We start from the raw sequence: 17,646 nt of genomic DNA, 5'->3' as shown, positions 1-17,646 counted from the left end.
AGACAATGAAAAAAATACTAAATTATATAGGAATATTATGTGTATTGGTATTTTCCAATACAGCATGTAGTGACTCTTTCTTGGACGAAAATGTACTGGATAGATATGCTCCTGAATCATTGAATGACAAGTTGGGTTTTGATGCAGCAGCAATTGGTTTGCATAGACAGTTTGTATCCGTGTACACCAATGATCAAGATCAGACTTTACAAGGCATTTGGCATGTAGGAACTGATATACTGTGGGCACCCTCTGGAAGATCAAATGGTGATGCCAGGCCTTATTTCAGTTACTCCCAAATGAACTCTTTGGATCCGGCTTCCAGAAAAACCTGGAGTGCACTTTATAGAATGATCAACAATGCCAATATTTTGATCTACAATGCAGAAAACAACAATCCCGCTGGGATGACTGATGCAGAAAAGGACGCATTCAATGCGGAAGCGCGTTTTTTTAGGGCACATTCTTACAATATGCTGGCAACGCTTTATGGGGATGTACCCCTACTGACAGAACCTTTGACAGCTCCAAAAACCGACTTCGTTCGGACACCAATCAACGAAGTGAATGCAGTAATAGAGCAAGATTTGATTTTTGCAACCGAGTTTCTCCCAAATGCAGGGTCTGCTTCTTATGAAAGTAGAATCAACAAAATGATGGCCCATCAATTATTGGCTGAAGTTTATCTTAGGCTTAACAAACCAGAAGATGCAGAGGCACAAGCAAGTGCGATCATCAATAGTGGTAGGTATACCTTGGTCAATCAAAGATATGGTGTAAATGCAAGCGGACCAGGAGATCCGTTTTCGGACATGTTTATTTTAGGAAATCAAAGAAGAAACCAAGGGAATACAGAAGGCATTTGGGTAGTGGAGATGGAAAACCCTGCTGATGTTGCAAATGGGGGATTTGGTGCTCCACAACAGAGAAGAATTTGGGTTGGGGGATATTATGATATTCCTGGGATGGAGCCTGCTGATTCTCTCGGGGGTAGAGGTATTGCCAGAGTGAGATTAAATAACTGGGTTCTCTATGGTCTCTATGATGATGGTGATATGAGAAACTCGGAGTATAACATCAAGAGAAAGCTTTACTTCAACAATTCTGGAAGTGCATACAATAACATCAGAGGGCAAGAGGTTCCTTATGGGGTTAACAGTGAGTTTACACTTACAAATGGAAATGTAATCAGAATTTTCCCTGCAGATACCATTTGGAGAATGGCTCCATACTCAATGAAATGGGGACAATTTGATAGCAGAGATCCCTTTGGATATGCAATGTGGAAGGATTTTATAGTAATGAGATTGGGAGAGACTTATCTTCTAAGAGCAGAAGCAAGATTGCTTAAAGGAGATTTGGCAGGTGCTGCTGCTGATATCAACATGTTGAGACAGAGAGCCAATGCTCCACTAGTAACAGCTGCTGATATAACATTGGATTTTATTCTAGATGAAAGAGCCAGAGAGCTCTTGGCAGAAGAAAACAGAAGGATGACATTGGTGAGGACAGGAACGCTTGTGGAAAGGGCTAGAAGATTGACTGGCACAAGTCCTTTGGCAAATGGTGAAATTGAAACGACTGATGGTCTCCAAAATTTCCATATGAAAATGCCAATCCCTCAATCTGAAATTGATCTGAATAAAGATGCAGAATTGAAGCAAAATGAAGGCTATTGATTTCAAAATCAAGAAATGTAAAATTTATTTTCTTCTACAAAATCATTATTAAGGTCTAAAAAAGTAAAAAATTAGGGTTTATTGTAACTATAGCAACTACCAGGCTCTGTCTGGTAGTTGCATATTTATTTCACTAAAGAATTCTTTTATACTCTAAGAATTTCCTTCAAATTAGCCAAAACCCTTCAGTGTATTTTATGTGGGGGTTTTTTCCAAAAAAAATTAATTTCAAAAATGAAAAAAATAAACCTACTATACACCGTAGTTCTTTTTTTGATAATCTGCTCAGCCCAAGCGAATAATCAAGAAGATAGAAAAGCCTTTATTTCCCACCTTACCAAAATAGCAGATCCGGTTTTGACAAACCTAAGTCAGGATAAGCTCAAAGAAAATATGCCTGTGGAGACCGCTCCAAATGCTTATGGAGATAGGGATAAAGTGACTTACCTCGAAGCTTTTGGAAGACTTGTGTCTGGGATGGCTCCTTGGTTGGAACTTGGCCCTGATGATACGGAGGAAGGTAAGTTGAGAGAAAAATACATCATTCTGGTTCACCAATCGCTCAAAAATGCCACAGATCCCAATGCAAAGGATTTTATGAACTTTACAGAAGGTGGTCAGCCTTTGGTGGATGCGGCATTTCTAGCCCAAGGCTTATTACGTGCACCCACCCAACTCTGGGACAGGCTTGATTCCCAAACCAAAAAGAACACAATTGAAGCTTTAAAATCATCTAGAAGTATCACTCCTTATTACAGTAATTGGCTGCTTTTTACTGCCATGGTAGAAGCAGCTTTGACCAAGTTTGACGGTGAAGGTGACCAAGTGCGAATAGCCTATGCCCTCAACAAGCATAAAGAGTGGTATCTTGGAGATGGCGTCTATGGTGATGGTCCTGATTTTCATTATGACTATTATAATAGCTTCGTGATTCAGCCGATGATTTTGGATATCTCTAAGACATTGCTGGAAGTAGGAAAAGGAAACAAAGGGGAATTTGAGATTTTCCTCAAAAGAGCTAGAAGATATGCCGCAATCCAAGAAAGATTGATTTCGCCAGAAGGAACTTATCCTGTAATTGGAAGATCCATGGCCTATAGGTTTGGCGCATTTCAAGCACTTTCCCAAATAGCCCTTTGGGAGGAGTTGCCCAAGGAAATTGCTCCCTCACAAGTTCGTGGAGCCCTGATGGCAATTGTGGACAAACACATGCAGTCTGATTCAATGTTTGATCAAAATGGCTGGTTGAAACTTGGTTTTCATGGCAATCAACCCGAATTGGCAGAGCCTTATATTTCTACAGGAAGCCTATATTTATGTTCGCAAGCCTTCTTGGTTCTAGGTTTGCCTGCTTCTTCAGATTTTTGGGCAAAGCCTAAAGAAGAATGGACACAGCAGAAAATCTGGGGTGGAAAAAAGGCAGTGATTGACAAAGCACTTTGAAATGATCCACAAAATTAAAATTTCATTTCTGCTGCTTTTGCTTATAGCATCTTCTTGTCAAGTGCAAAAGTTAGAAAAGGCTCAAATCACCACAAGTAATGTTGGAGAAGGTTGGGCAAATAATTCTATCAATACAGTTATCTTCAGAAGGAATTCTTTGGATTCTGATGGCAAGCTTCAGTTTATTGCCTACTACGATCCAGAAGGATTTGTCGTGCTTGGCAAAAGGGAATTGTCATCAGATACATGGGAGCTAAACAAAACAGCATACAAAGGAAATGTTAACGATGCCCACAATTCCATCAGCATTGCCTTGGATGGGGAAGGATATCTCCATATCTCCTGGGATCATCATGACAATGAATTAAGATATGCCAAAAGCAAGGATCCACTGAGTCTTGAGTTGGGAGAAAAAGAAAGCATGACAGGATTAGGGGAATCAAAAGTCACCTATCCCGAATTCCACAGATTACCAGATGGGAATTTGATATTCATGTACAGGTCAGGATCTTCAGGAAGAGGCAATTTGTTGATTAATAAATATGATTTGAAATCAAAATCTTGGCAGCAAATCCATACCAATTTGATTGATGGGGAAGACAAAAGAAGTGCTTATTGGCAGTCTTACGTCGATCAACTGGGAAATATCCACTTAAGTTGGGTTTGGAGAGAGTCTTGGGATGTATCGACCAATCATGACATGGCCTATGCTGTATCCAAAGATCAAGGATTGACTTGGGAAAAATCATCGGGAGAAAAATACAAGCTCCCAATTACAGAAAGTTCAGCTGAATATGCTTGGAAAATTCCCCAGAAGAGTAGCCTAATCAATCAAACAGGTATGACGGCCGATAATAATGGCAATCCATATATCGTCACTTATTGGGCAGATGAAGAAATTCCTCAGCTCCAAGTGATCTACCTAAAGGATGGATCATGGAAAAAAGCAAGCCCAAACCACAGGACTCAACCTTTCTACCTCGGCGGTGGAGGAACCAAAAGAATCCCTATTTCCAGGCCTCAGGTGCTTGTGGATGATCAGCAAAAGATCTATATCATCTATAGGGATGAAGAAAGAGACAACAAGGTAACCCTTGTATATCAAAACAAATCAAAATGGGATATCAGAGATTTGACAAATGATCCAGTCGGCCAATGGGAGCCAACTTATGATATTTCACTTTGGAAAAAGATGCAATCGCTACATTTGTTTGTGCAAAATGTAGAACAAATCGATGGGGAAGGAATCGCTGAGGGAAAGTCAAGCACTGTTCGAATTATAGAATTAAATCACAATCAATAAAATCATAAAAGTTTAAAAATGAAAAAGCTTTATTCTCTAGTTATCTTACTGTCTTCGATTGTTTTTTCGAATTGTCAGGTCAAAAGTAATAATATACTTGCGCAAGAGTCCGATTTGGGTGCTAAATTGGACGATGTCATATTTCAGGCTTCAAATCAATATAAATTGATGATGGAAATCCTGCCTGAAAACAAATTCCCAAAAACTTACCATGCAAAAAATGACAAACTTGAGACTTCAGGTTCTGGCTGGTGGTGTAGTGGGTTTTACCCTGGATCTTTGCTTTACATGTATGAGCAAAACAAGGATGCCGAACTTTTAGCCGAAGCTAAGAGAATCATGAAAGTTCTTGAAAAAGAAAAGCATAATACGACTACGCATGATCTAGGGTTCATGATGTTCTGCAGTTTTGGAAATGCACTGGATATTGCCCCAGAAGATGATTACAAGGAGATCTTGATTCAAAGTGCAAAGTCTTTGAGTTCAAGATTTGATGAAAAAGTAGGTTTGATAAAATCTTGGGACTCGAAGGAAGGTGATTACTTGGTGATCATAGACAATATGATGAATCTTGAATTGCTTTTCTGGGCATCTGAAGAGACTGGAGATCCATCTTACAGAGATATTGCCATCACTCATGCTGACAATACGATCAAAAATCATTTCCGTGAGGACTACAGCACTTACCATGTAGTCAACTATAACCCACAAACTGGCGAGGTAAACAAAAAGCACACAGCACAAGGATATGCTGATGATTCTGCATGGGCTAGAGGTCAAGCATGGGGCCTTTATGGCTATATTGTGATGTACAGATTTACCAAAGATGAGAAATACCTCGACCTTGCAATAAACATTGCCAACTTGATTTTGGATCACCCAAATCTCCCCGAAGATAAAATCCCTTATTGGGATTTTGATGCTCCAAATATTCCGGATGCTTTGAGGGATTCTTCCGCAGGTGCTATCATAGCTTCAGCACTTTTTGAGCTATCTACATTCGTAGATAATAAAGCCTCCACAAAATACTTTTCCGATGCAGAAACCATGTTGTCATCTCTTTCTTCTGCCCCTTATTTGGCAGAACCAAAGACAAATGGTGGTTTTATCCTCAAGCATGGCGTAGGACATATTCCAGAGAACACGGAAGTGGACACACCTTTGACTTATGGAGATTATTACTTCTTGGAAGCAATTAAGAGATATAAAAACCTATCAAAATAATTAAAATGATAAACTACAAGAACCTTCTTTTCAGTTTTCTTTGTGCCTGCATATTGACCTTGAACTCTTGCTCTGAGCCGGTCAAGACTGAAGCTTATTTATTTGCCTACTTTATTGGCAATGGACCTGGTCAAGAAGCTGTCCATTATGCGATCAGTGATGATGGATTCAATTACCGCGCTTTGAACAACTACCTTCCTATCATCGATAATGATGTCATCAGCAAGCAAGGAGGCGTCAGAGATCCACATATCCTAAGGTCAGATGATGGCAAGAGTTTCTTCATGGTCTTGACAGATCTTTATGTACCAAATGACGGCTGGACCAATGAAAGCATGATCTTATTAAAGTCTGATGATCTTGTCAATTGGACTCACAGCAATATCCACATTCCTACGGTTTTTCCTGAGAAATTCGGTGAAGTAAGGAGAGTATGGGCGCCACAAACGATCTATGATTCCAAGGCAGGAAAATACATGGTCTATTGGTCTATGCAGTTTGAAGGAGAAGCAGATATCATCTATTATGCTTATGCAAACAGTGATTTTACAGCTTTGGAAACTGAGCCACAGCAACTTTTTTTCCACCCGGAAGGAAAATCTTGTATCGATGGAGATATCATATTTCAGGATGGGAAATACCATTTGTTTTTCAAAACAGAAGGACATGGCAATGGTCTCAAAAAGGCAGTTTCGGATAAGTTGACTGAAGGATACGAAATGCAAGACAAATACCTCCAACAGACCAAAGAGGCCGTCGAAGGATCAGGAATTTTCAAACTGAATGATTCAGATAAATTCATTCTCATGTATGATGTCTATATGAAGGGATCCTATCAGTTTACCGAAAGTACAGACTTAGAGAATTTCACTGTAATCGATGAGCAGATCAGCATGGATTTCCACCCTAGACATGGATCTGTGCTTCCTATTAGTCTGGAAGAAAAAGAAAGATTGATCAAGGAGTTTGGATATGCCGACGAGGTAGTTTCAGGCAATCCTGTTTTGAAAGGTTACTATGCTGATCCCGAGATCATCTATTCGGAAAAGGAGCAGAAATACTTCCTTTACCCAACAAGTGATGGATATGATGGCTGGTCTGGAACCTATTTCAAGACATTTTCTTCAGTAAACCTTCGGGATTGGAAAGAAGAAGCAGTGATATTGGATCTGAAGAAGGATGTGTCTTGGAGTGACAGGAATGCTTGGGCACCGACCATGATTGAAGTCAAAAAAGAGGATGGTTATGAATATTTCTACTATTTCACAGCCAGTCAAAAAATCGGCGTTGCAACTTCGGATAGCCCATCTGGTCCTTTTACAGATTCAGGTAAGCCTTTGGTGGATTCCAAGCCTGATGGCGTGTCTGGTGGACAAGAAATCGATCCTGATATTTTCAAAGATCCGCAGTCAGATATTACCTACCTCTATTGGGGCAATGGCTATTTGGCGGCAGTTCCCTTGAATGACGATTTGAAGAGTTTTGATAAGAAAAAAATCACAGTAATGACCCCTGACCAGACTTTTAGAGAAGGTGTTGAGGTGTTTTTCAGAAATGGAAAATACTACTTCCTGTGGTCAGAAGATGATACCAGATCTGAAAACTATCGAGTGAGATATGCTGTCTCAGATAGTCCAGTAGGGCCTTTGGAAATCCCTGAAAACAACCTGATTTTAAGCAAAAACCCAAAATTGGGGATCTATGGAACGGGTCACAATTCAGTGATCAATGTCAAGGATACCGATGACTGGATGATCGTCTATCACCGCTTCAAGCGACCTGAAGGAATCAGAATGGGACAATCAGCCGGATTTCATAGAGAAGTCTGTATTGACAAAATGGAATTTGACGAAAATGGATATATCCTAAAAATAGAGCCCACACTTGATGGGATTATCATAAATTAATTCAAATAATAGTGATTGTTATGAAAAGTGAATTTGGCATTATTAAATTGTTCACAATTTTATTTCTGCTTTCAGTTGCTGTTCATGCACAAAAGGGAAGAAAAGAATTTACGCCAGGAAAAGAATGGCTCGATACAGAAGGACAAGTAATCAATGCTCATGGAGCAGGTTTCTTATTTGAAAATGGGACATATTATTGGTTTGGAGAAAGTAGGGCAGAGAGGTCTTCACTTGGCGTGGCAGTGTATTCTTCCAAAGATTTGTACAATTGGAAAAATGAAGGACTGGCATTGAATCCAGTGGATGGAGATGATGAACACGATATAGCGCGAGGTTGTGTCATGGAAAGGCCAAAAGTCATTTTTAATGAAAAAACCGGGAAATATGTCATGTGGTTTCATTTGGAAATGAAGGGGCAGGGTTACAATGCTGCAAGGGTAGCGGTTGCAGTAGCTGACCAGGTCGTCGGTCCATACAATTTTGTAACAAGTTACAGGCCAAATGGAAATATGTCTAGAGACATGACAGTGTTTGTGGACGATGATGGCTCTGCCTATCATATTTACTCCTCAAGAGACAATTATGATTTGAGGATTGCCAAACTTTCCGATGACTACCTACACCACACAGCACAGGACAGCCTTATGTTTGGTGAGCATAGAGAAGCACCAGCTATTATCAAACATGAAGGTCTTTACTATTTGATCACAAGTGGATGCACAGGATGGAAACCAAATGATGCATCTATTCATGTTTCTGAATCTCTTTTTGGAAATTGGAAAAGAAAACCAAGCCCTTTAAGAGGCCCTCATGCCAATATCACATTTGATGGGCAATCGACATATATCTTGCCTGTTCTAGGCAAAAAGGATGCTTATATCTTTATCGCAGATAGGTGGAAGCCTCAGGATTTGAGAAATAGTCCATACATATGGCTTCCACTGGAGTTCGATTCTGGTGAACCTATCGTCCAATGGAGAGATTCTTGGGATTTGTCTATGTTCGATTGATTTATGTTTACATAATCTCCTCTTTTTATGATTATGGACAAAATAGAACTATTTGACCACCATATAAAACCAATATGTCACCCTTCAAAAACTGTGTTGACTGTAACTTAGTGATCAAATTTTGAAGTCAAAAAACACTTAACAACAAGTGAGGTGGTAGCTCCCATTAACTTGAAATAACCTAAAATAATCATGAAGTATTTATTTGCTATTCCCCTTATGCTTTTGAGCACCTTTGTTTTTTCCCAAAATGAAAAAAACGAATGGGAAAATCCCACAATTCTAGATAGGGGAAAAGAGGCTGGTCGCGCTTTTTTTATCCAATATGATTCGGAAGAAAAAGCACTCAAAAAAGACCTTCAATTCAACCACTACTACAAAAGCCTGAATGGTAGTTGGAGGTTTAACTTGGTAAGAACACCCCACCAAAGACCTCAAAATTTCCATGAGAGCAACTTCAATGACAAAGATTGGGATATGATTCCTGTACCTTCCAATTGGGAAATGGAAGGACATGATATACCTATCTACACCAATGTAGCGTATCCTTTTCCTGCTAGACCTCCTTTCGTGGATAACAATTATAACCCAGTAGGGAGCTATAGGAAGTCATTTTCTATTCCGGCAGATTGGTCAGATAAGCAAATTGTCTTGCATTTTGGGTCTATCTCGGGTTATGCAAGGGTCTTCTTGAATGGTAAGGAAATAGGAATGACCAAAGCCTCCAAAACCCCTGCTGAGTTTGACATCACAAATCATGTCCAAAAAGGAGAAAATCTCTTGGCAGTCCAAGTGTTCAGATGGCATGACGGAAGTTATTTGGAAGATCAGGATTTCTGGAGATTGAGTGGGATTGAGCGGGATGTGTTTTTACAGGCCACCCCGAAACTTTCAATTGCTGATTTCACAATTCAGTCTGATCTAGATGCAGGATATAAAAATGGAAAACTAGCAACCAATATTAAATTAAAGAATGCTGAGGGTAATAAGTTGAATTCAGCAAATGTGACTTTTGAGCTAATGGATGCCAATGGAAAAAAAGTCTATTCGCAAAAGAAATCTACATCAAACTTTAACTCCCCAATTATATTCGAAGGAAAAATAAATGCAGTCAACAAATGGTCAGCAGAATCTCCCTACCTATACACCTACTTGATCAAACTGGAAGATGACAATGGAAATGTGCTCTCTGCAGTGAGTAAAAAGACAGGTTTCAGATCCATTGAAATCAAAAATGCCCAACTGATGGTCAATGGCGTAGCTGTCTTGGTAAAGGGAGTCAACAGACACGAGCATCACGAGGTCAAAGGCCATGTGCCAGACAGGGATATCATGATCAAGGATATTCAGCTGATGAAGCAATTCAACATGAATTCTGTGAGAATGAGTCATTATCCACACGATCAGGAATGGTATGAGCTATGTGACGAATATGGGCTTTACGTAGTCAACGAAGCAAACATCGAAACACATGGAATGGGAGCTGAATTACAAGGCTGGTTTAACAAAGAGAGACATCCTGCCTACAGAGAGGAATGGAAAGCAGCCCACATGGACAGGGTTCAGCGGATGTTTGAGCGGGACAAAAACAGTACCTCAGTCATCATCTGGTCAATGGGAAATGAATCCGGAAACGGCCCTGTTTTCTATGATGCCTATGATTGGTTGAAAGCAAATGACAAAACACGTCCTGTCCAATTCGAGCAGGCAGGTGAAAATAGAAATACCGATATCGTAGCACCGATGTACCCATCTATCGAACACATGCAACGATACGCCGATGATCAATCCAAAGAGAGACCATTTATCATGTGTGAATATGCACATGCAATGGGAAACAGTGTCGGAAATTTCCAGAAATATTGGGACATTATCTTGGGAAGTAAGCACATGCAGGGAGGATTTATCTGGGACTGGGTAGACCAGGGCTTGTTGACACATGACGAAAATGGAAGGGAATACTGGGCATATGGTGGCGATTTGGGAGGTTTTCATTTCCAAAATGACGAAAACTTCAATGCCAATGGACTAGTGGCAGCAGACAGAACACCCCACCCATCTTTGTATGAAGTGAAAAAAGTATATCAAAATGTTCATTTCAAACTCAATGAAAACAACTCGCTTTGGGTTAAAAATTATTTCGATTTCACCGATTTGGATCAGTTTGCCTTTTTTTGGGAATTGCTGAAAAATGGGGAAGTAGTACAGTCTGAAACTTTCGAGGTAAAACTTCCTGCCCATGGTGAAAAGAATGTGAGTTTGAAACTTCCTGTAATTGGTGATGATGCAGAATATTTATTGAATGTGTATGCAAAAACCAAAGGTGCCACAGCAGCATTGCCTGCAAATCATGTTATTGCTTCTGAGCAGTTAGCGATTGGAAAAACGTCATACTTTGACATCGATAAATCTGTATCCAACTCCCTGAATCACGAGGAAAAAGATGGGGTCTTACATTTCCAAACAGCTTCTATCATAGGTGAGTTTGATCTCAAAAATGTAAGTTTCAAAAAATATGCTTTGAAAGATTCTGATCAGGGGATCATCAGAAACTTCCCTGAGCCTTATTTTTGGAGAGCACCTACGGACAATGATTTTGGAAATCACATGCCAACCAGACTTGGGGTTTGGAAAACAGCCCATTTGGATAGAAAAGTTGTGAGCTCTACTGTCAATAAAAACCACAAAGATGGAATCCTGATTGAGGTCAAATACTTGCTAAACAACATCATGGTAGACTACCAAGTAGACTATTTGATCCAACACGATGGACAGATCAAAGTAACAGCAAGCATGGATTTCACAGATAGGGAATTGCCAGAGCTGGTACGTTTCGGGATGCGCATGCAGCTGCCGGGTCAACTAGAAAACCTTGAATACTATGGTCGTGGTCCTTGGGAAAATTATGAGGATAGAAAATCAGGTTCACACATCGGCATTTACCAAGACAAAGTTTCCAATCAGTACAATTGGAACTATATCAGACCACAGGAATCAGGCAATAAATCAGATGTGAGATGGTTGGAGTTAACCAACAGAGATGGCAAAGGATTGAAAATTGAAGGTGTTCAGGAAATAGCATTTTCTGCACTGAACTTGTCAGTGGAAGATTTGGATCCAGGATTTTCCAAAAAACAGCAACACCCTACTGACCTCAAGCAGAAAAATACCGTATTCCTACACATCGATTGGAAACAACGTGGACTTGGTGGAGACGACAGTTGGGGAAGATATCCACATCGAGAATACCTTTTGTTGGACAAGAAGTATTCATATAGTTATAGGATTTCGTTGGTGAAGAAATAGCCTAATTGGTCAACAGAAAATAATTGTAAGGGTCATTTCGAACGTTAGTGAGAAATCTCAATGTTAGTTGTTTTAGTAATCAGCGGATTGGTTTATTGGGAAGCTTTTATCAGGATTTACCACAGAGTGCACTAAGGTTTTCACAAGGGTCACAAAGTGAAAATATAGAAGAAGGATTCCTTTGTGTACGTAGTGCCACCTTTGTGTCCCTTGTGGTTAAATCGATTCAAGACAAGGCACAATTAACCTAAAAACTTGTTTCTCTATTTCGGTCAGGGGCGTAGCCCATATATCTTCGTAGAATGATTTGGAATCAGCGGAATTTTAGGGGCGTAGTCCTGCAATCTTGATAGTCATGATAATAGACCAAAAAAGTGAGAAATCAGGGCTACGCCCCTCTTTGGTTGCTGGATGATGGCTTTCTACGAAGATAAGAGGGCTAACGCCCCCAATATAATAGTCTCATTATTGCTAGAGGTCATGAGTGATTGGTTTATTTGGAAGCTTTTATCAGGATTTACCTCAGAGTGCACAAAGGTTTTCACAAGGGTCACAAAGTGGAAATATAGAAGAAGAATTTGTTTGTGTACGTTGTGCCTACTTTGTGTATGTTATGATTAAATCGATTCAAGACAAGGCACAATTAACCTAAAAACTTGTTTCTCTATTTCGGTCAGGGGCGTAGCCCTGGAATCTTGATAGGCATGATATATCCAAAAAAGTAAGAAATCAGGGCTACGCCCCTCTTTGGTTGCTGGATGATGGTTTTCTACGAAGATAAGAGGGCTAACGCCCCCAATATAATAGTCTCATTATTGCTAGAGGTCATGAGTGATTGGTTTGTTTGGAAGCTTTCTTCAGGATTTACCACAGAGTGCACTAAGGTTTTCACTAAGGACACAAAGTGGAAATATAGAAGAAGGATTCCTTTGTGTACGTAGTGCCACCTTTGTGTTCCTTATGGTTAAATCGATTCAAGACAAGGCACAATTAACCTAAAAACTTGTTTCTCTATTTCGGACAGGGGCGTAGCCCATATATCTTCGTAGAATGATTTGCAACCAGCGGAATTTTAGGGGCGTAGCCCTGGAATCTTGATAGGCATGATATTTAGATCAGAAAAGGAAGAAATCAGGGCTACGCCCCTCTTTGGTTGCTGGATGATGGTTTTCTACGAAGATAAGAGGGCTAACGCCCCCAATATAATAGTCTCATTATTGCTAGAGGTCATGAGTGATTGGTTTATTTGGAAGCTTTTATCAGGATTTACCAAAGAGTGCACAAAGGTTTTCACAAGGGTCACAAAGTGAAAATATAAAAGAAGGATTCCTTTGTGTACGTAGTGCCACCTTTGTGTCCCTTGTGGTTAAATCGATTCAAGACAAGGCACAATTAACCTAAAAACTTGTTTCTCTATTTCGGTCAGGGGCGTAGCCCATATATCTTCGTAGAATGATTTGGAACCAGCGGAATTTTAGGGGCGTAGCCCTGGAATCTTGATAGGCATGATATTTAGATCAGAAAAGGAAGAAATCAGGGCTACGCCCCTTTTGGGTTGCTGGATGATGGTTTTCTACGAAGATAAGAGGGCTAACGCCCCCAATATAATAGCCTCATTATTGCTAGAGGTCATGAGTGATTGGTTTATTTGGAAGCTTTTATCAGGATTTACCACAGAGTGCACCAAGGTTTTCATAAGGGTCACAAAGTGGAAATATAGAAGAAGAATTTCTTTGTGTACGTTGAGCCACCTTTGTGTCCCTTGTGGTTAAAATCACGCTTATTTAAGAAAATAACCACATTTTGCACTCAATGTCCTAAATTTTGATGGATTTGTGGTGCTAAATCATTTCAGGTTTTTGGATATTGCAGGGTGTAAAACATTAATTCGAACTCTAACTTTCAACTTTAAAACATCAATCTTCAAGCCAAAATAAATAGAATAATAGAATCTCCATATTCAATATAAAGCAATCAAATAGCTCAAACATTACAACCTTTTAACATTATAACTTTAAAACCTAAATCCAAACCATGAAATTCTCCTTTGAAGAACACAGCCATAGAAGATTCAACCCATTTACAGGTTCCTATGTGCAGGTATCTCCTCATCGATCCAAAAGACCTTGGCAAGGACAGCAGGAAAAAATCGTCAAATCAGATCCTGTAACCTATGATCCAGAATGTTTCCTTTGTCCCGGTAACACTAGGGTTGGTGGTGAAATCAATCCAGATTATACATCAACTTTTGTTTTTACAAATGACTTTGGGGCATTGACGCAGGATATCCCAAGTGGAAGCTATGAAGATGGTGATTTTTTCAAAGCCAAAAGTGAGCGAGGTATGTGCAAAGTAATCTGCTTTTCCCCCGACCACTCCAAGACAATTCCTCAACTGAACCAAGATCAGGTTTTCGATGTGGTGAAAACCTGGAGAAAGGAATACATGGAACTTTCAGAGCTGGATTTTATCAATTATGTACAGATTTTTGAAAACAAAGGGGAAGTCATGGGCTGCTCGAATCCACACCCTCATGGACAGATTTGGGCACAGGAAAGCATTCCTGACGAGCCATTGAAAAAGCAACAAAGATTCCTTAAGTACTATCAAAGCAAAGGGAAAAACATGGTCACGGAATACGTTCAGGCAGAGCTTGTGAAAAAGGAACGGATCATTTATGAAAATGACAGCTTTGTCGTGTTAGTACCTTTTTGGGCTGTATGGCCATTTGAAACCATGATTGCATCGAAGTCCCATATTGAGAGTTTGGCAAAAATGTCAGATACCCAAATGGCTGACTTGGCAGATGCGTACAGGACTTTGACGATCAAATATGACAGACTATTTGATGTATCATTTCCCTATTCTGCAGGAATCCACCAAGCGCCTACTGATGGCAAAGATCATCCTGAGTGGGATTTACACATGGTATTCTATCCACCGCTTTTGAGGTCTGCCAGCGTAAAGAAATTTATGGTAGGCTACGAAATGCTCGCCAATCCCCAAAGAGACCTGACAGCCGAGAAAGCAGCTGGGGTTTTAAGGGAATTGTAAAATCAATATTTTCCAAAGCACTTGTCCCTATTGATCGTGGCAGGTGTTTTGGTGAATTGAAGGAGAGAAGTGAGAGACAAATTTAATAGAATAAAAATATCAAAGCTACATTTTACTAGTATACTAAAATCAGTGCAAATTAGCGTCCTCTGTGTGCCATAGAAAGCAGATGACACGGGTTGGGCGGATGATCACAGATAAAAATTATGTTTTTCATTCTTTGATCAGAATTAGACCAAATTGATTTGAATTCAGATCAATTTACAGCCAAAATTGATTTCAACCCAAATCAATTTAACAAAACTAACCAACCTCCTCCAGCACTGATTCACCATGGGAGCAATCCCCTGAAGTCCAAGCCCATTTTTCATGAAGGCGTATTTTGCCATTTTCGAGGAGTTCAGGTGTAGACTTGCAGGTTCCTGTCATCAAGTTTCCCTTTGCATTGACCTGATGATATCTCATGTCGATATTTCCCTTGTCATCCACCAAGCCTATCAAGTGGCCTTTGATGATTTCGCCACCTGAATATGCACAGGTAAGCACATTTCCATGCTGCTGGTAATGGAATATCATCTGCGATGAAACTTCCCCATTGGGAGAATTGCTGATTGCCCTGAATTTCTTGTTATGGTAATTGATCATATTAGTTATTAATAGATATTGTCCCAATGACAATTTAAAATATGGATACAATGTCGTTTCGTTAAGAAATCAAACCTGCCAGATTTAAATCTTTTATTGGTCTTCCCAGCCAAATAAGAGACCTGTACTAATTTAATAGAAAACCTGGCAGGTCTTATCTAAACGGCATTGAATAGGTATATCCGAATGCTTTTCTGTAGGTAAACAATGAGTTTTCAATGAAAGATTTTAGTTCAGGTTCGATTAAACAGTCAACTATTGATTGATAGTTTATTTGGATGAACTCCTTACAGTTGCATTCAGGTTCGTTCAATTAGATCGAGTGTTGAAATGGGTGTTAAGTAAATATATATTACAATATTATCATCATTTTGCGATGGATTAAAGAATTTGTCATTATTGTTTTCAATTTTCAACCCTGATAGTCATTGTGTGTCTTGCAATTTTTCTTCTTGATTCTTTCTGATACCCAATGATAAAAGTAGTAAAAGAACTATACTTAAAACCTTCATGATTCTCTGTTTTTATAATAAAACATGTTTGAAACTAAAAAAATAAATACTATTATCCAAATCTCGAACTTCTTAGCCTCTCGTTTTCTGTAGTTAACCTCTAGAACACTTTTAACCACAATGAGCACTAAGGTTGCACAATGTACACAAGGATTTTCACTAAGTTGAGTTAGAGTCTTTAGTTGTAATTTACCGAAAATCACTCCCCTCCATCACCTCCAATATCAAATCCATCTCAAATCCCCTTGACATCAAATACTGCTGGACTTTGTATTTCTTTTTGAAGGGGTCTGTTTCTTTGGTCAACGCCCATTTTTTTTCAGCGACATGACTTAGTATTTTGAAATATTCCTCGGGATCGATCTCTTTCATTCCTGATTTGATACAATTCGGGCTGATTCCCTTGAATTTCAACTCCTGCAAAATTTTATTTCTCCCCCACTTTTTCAAGCGAAACCTCCCCCTGGTAAAGGACTGTGCAAAGCGCTCTTCGTTCAGAAAATTCTCACTGATCATCTCGGAAATCAACTCCTCCGCCTGCTCACCATAGATTCCTTTTTCATGGAGCTTGGTCCTGACCTCCTTTTGGCAGCGGTCCTGATAGGCACAATAAGCAGCGATTTTCACCTTGGCCTCTTGAAGGCTCCAGTACTTTTTGGGCTGTTCATTTCCATATTCGTTTCGTGGGTAGGACATTTTGTGTAATTTTGTGACAAAGTAACGGCTTATGTTATTTTTTTCAAATCTATTAACCAAACCATTAATACCATGCGTAAGAAAATCGTAGCAGGAAACTGGAAAATGAATCTCAATTTTGACGAAGGTCAAAAACTGACTACCGAGATTGTCAATATGTACAAGGATGAAAATATCAAGGATGTAACCGTCGTGTTGAACCCTCCTTTTGTTCACCTTTTTCCTGTCAAAAAATTAGTAGGAAATACTCCAAACCTATTTTTAGGTGGGCAAAATTGCTCTGACAAAACTTCTGGAGCTTTTACTGGGGAGACTTCAGCGACTATGCTGAAATCTTTTGGAGCTGAATACGTGATCATTGGCCACAGCGAAAGAAGAGAATATTTCAAAGAAAGCAATGAGTTGCTTACTGCTAAAGTAAAACAAGCATTGGAAAATGACTTGACACCTATATTCTGCTGTGGTGAACCATTGGAAATCAGGGAAGCTGGTACGCACGAAGATTATGTAAAAAACCAATTGACAGAAAGCCTTTTTGGCTTGAGTGATGAGGATTTTGCAAAAATCGTGATTGCTTATGAACCAATTTGGGCTATCGGTACAGGAAAAACCGCTTCTTCAGACCAAGCTCAGGAAATGCATAAGGCTCTTCGAGACCATTTGGCTTCCAAATATGGGCAAGAAGCTGCTGACAATACATCGATCCTCTACGGAGGTAGCTGTAACCCAGGCAACGCCAAAGATATTTTCTCCAAAGCGGATGTGGATGGAGGATTGATCGGTGGAGCTTCTTTGAAGTCACGTGACTTTGTAGATATTATTAAATCATTTTAAAATTGATAGTCAACTGTCAACGGACCTCAGTCG

The 17,646-nt window shown here is 39.6% G+C and carries 11 protein-coding genes; 9 read left to right on the top strand and 2 right to left on the bottom strand.

The window, feature by feature from the left end; all coding sequences use genetic code 11:
* The first annotated feature begins 5 nt into the window (after positions 1–5).
* The 8 genes from MM236_RS07385 (at position 6) to MM236_RS07350 (ending at position 14,926) form a co-directional block, all read left to right on the top strand.
* Positions 6–1,679 (top strand): RagB/SusD family nutrient uptake outer membrane protein, encoded by a 1,674-nt coding sequence (locus MM236_RS07385; protein WP_241274317.1) that lies wholly within the window; start codon positions 6–8, stop codon positions 1,677–1,679.
* A gap of 234 nt (positions 1,680–1,913) precedes the next feature.
* The gene (locus MM236_RS07380) at positions 1,914–3,122 is read left to right on the top strand and encodes a DUF2264 domain-containing protein (RefSeq protein WP_241274316.1); all 1,209 of its coding nucleotides are present in this window, start codon (positions 1,914–1,916) and stop codon (positions 3,120–3,122) included.
* A 1-nt stretch (position 3,123) separates the two neighbouring features.
* On the top strand, positions 3,124–4,425 hold the full coding sequence (locus MM236_RS07375) for a BNR repeat-containing protein (protein ID WP_241274315.1): 1,302 nt from the start codon (positions 3,124–3,126) through the stop codon (positions 4,423–4,425).
* 18 nt (positions 4,426–4,443) lie between these two features.
* Positions 4,444–5,649, top strand: a complete 1,206-nt coding sequence (locus MM236_RS07370; RefSeq protein WP_241274314.1) for a glycoside hydrolase family 88 protein — start codon at positions 4,444–4,446, stop codon at positions 5,647–5,649.
* A 5-nt stretch (positions 5,650–5,654) separates the two neighbouring features.
* On the top strand, positions 5,655–7,556 hold the full coding sequence (locus tag MM236_RS07365; protein ID WP_241274313.1) for a glycoside hydrolase family 43 protein: 1,902 nt from the start codon (positions 5,655–5,657) through the stop codon (positions 7,554–7,556).
* 20 nt (positions 7,557–7,576) lie between these two features.
* A complete protein-coding gene (locus MM236_RS07360; protein WP_241274312.1) occupies positions 7,577–8,566 on the top strand; it encodes a glycoside hydrolase family 43 protein in 990 nt (329 codons plus the stop codon).
* 192 nt (positions 8,567–8,758) lie between these two features.
* Positions 8,759–11,872, top strand: a complete 3,114-nt coding sequence (lacZ, locus tag MM236_RS07355; RefSeq protein WP_241274311.1) for a beta-galactosidase, LacZ type — start codon at positions 8,759–8,761, stop codon at positions 11,870–11,872.
* A gap of 2,034 nt (positions 11,873–13,906) precedes the next feature.
* Entirely contained in the window at positions 13,907–14,926 is a 1,020-nt protein-coding gene (locus tag MM236_RS07350; RefSeq protein ID WP_241274310.1) for a UDP-glucose--hexose-1-phosphate uridylyltransferase, read from the top strand.
* Between the two features lie 303 nt (positions 14,927–15,229).
* Here MM236_RS07350 and MM236_RS07345 read toward each other — a convergent pair whose 3' ends face one another.
* Both MM236_RS07345 and MM236_RS07340 read right to left on the bottom strand, forming a co-directional pair.
* The gene (locus MM236_RS07345; RefSeq protein WP_241274309.1) at positions 15,230–15,571 is read right to left on the bottom strand and encodes an avidin-fold protein; all 342 of its coding nucleotides are present in this window, start codon (positions 15,569–15,571) and stop codon (positions 15,230–15,232) included.
* A gap of 701 nt (positions 15,572–16,272) precedes the next feature.
* A complete protein-coding gene (locus tag MM236_RS07340; RefSeq protein ID WP_241274308.1) occupies positions 16,273–16,779 on the bottom strand; it encodes a regulatory protein RecX in 507 nt (168 codons plus the stop codon).
* A gap of 72 nt (positions 16,780–16,851) precedes the next feature.
* On the opposite strand from MM236_RS07340, the gene tpiA reads away from it, so the two are divergent.
* Positions 16,852–17,613 (top strand): triose-phosphate isomerase, encoded by a 762-nt coding sequence (gene tpiA, locus MM236_RS07335; protein ID WP_241274307.1) that lies wholly within the window; start codon positions 16,852–16,854, stop codon positions 17,611–17,613.
* Positions 17,614–17,646: the final 33 nt, after the last annotated feature.

Origin of the sequence: Belliella calami (assembly GCF_022549695.1) — a bacterium.
Classification (GTDB): domain Bacteria; phylum Bacteroidota; class Bacteroidia; order Cytophagales; family Cyclobacteriaceae; genus Belliella; species Belliella calami.
This window is presented reverse-complemented; position numbering and strand designations above follow the sequence as displayed.

Coding starts and splice junctions, on each gene's coding strand:
- MM236_RS07385 (WP_241274317.1), top strand. CDS start 6: ATGAAAAAAATACTAAATTATATAGGAATATTATGTGTATTGGTATTT.
- MM236_RS07380 (WP_241274316.1), top strand. CDS start 1,914: ATGAAAAAAATAAACCTACTATACACCGTAGTTCTTTTTTTGATAATC.
- MM236_RS07375 (WP_241274315.1), top strand. CDS start 3,124: ATGATCCACAAAATTAAAATTTCATTTCTGCTGCTTTTGCTTATAGCA.
- MM236_RS07370 (WP_241274314.1), top strand. CDS start 4,444: ATGAAAAAGCTTTATTCTCTAGTTATCTTACTGTCTTCGATTGTTTTT.
- MM236_RS07365 (WP_241274313.1), top strand. CDS start 5,655: ATGATAAACTACAAGAACCTTCTTTTCAGTTTTCTTTGTGCCTGCATA.
- MM236_RS07360 (WP_241274312.1), top strand. CDS start 7,577: ATGAAAAGTGAATTTGGCATTATTAAATTGTTCACAATTTTATTTCTG.
- lacZ (WP_241274311.1), top strand. CDS start 8,759: ATGAAGTATTTATTTGCTATTCCCCTTATGCTTTTGAGCACCTTTGTT.
- MM236_RS07350 (WP_241274310.1), top strand. CDS start 13,907: ATGAAATTCTCCTTTGAAGAACACAGCCATAGAAGATTCAACCCATTT.
- MM236_RS07345 (WP_241274309.1), bottom strand. CDS start 15,571: ATGATCAATTACCATAACAAGAAATTCAGGGCAATCAGCAATTCTCCC.
- MM236_RS07340 (WP_241274308.1), bottom strand. CDS start 16,779: ATGTCCTACCCACGAAACGAATATGGAAATGAACAGCCCAAAAAGTAC.
- tpiA (WP_241274307.1), top strand. CDS start 16,852: ATGCGTAAGAAAATCGTAGCAGGAAACTGGAAAATGAATCTCAATTTT.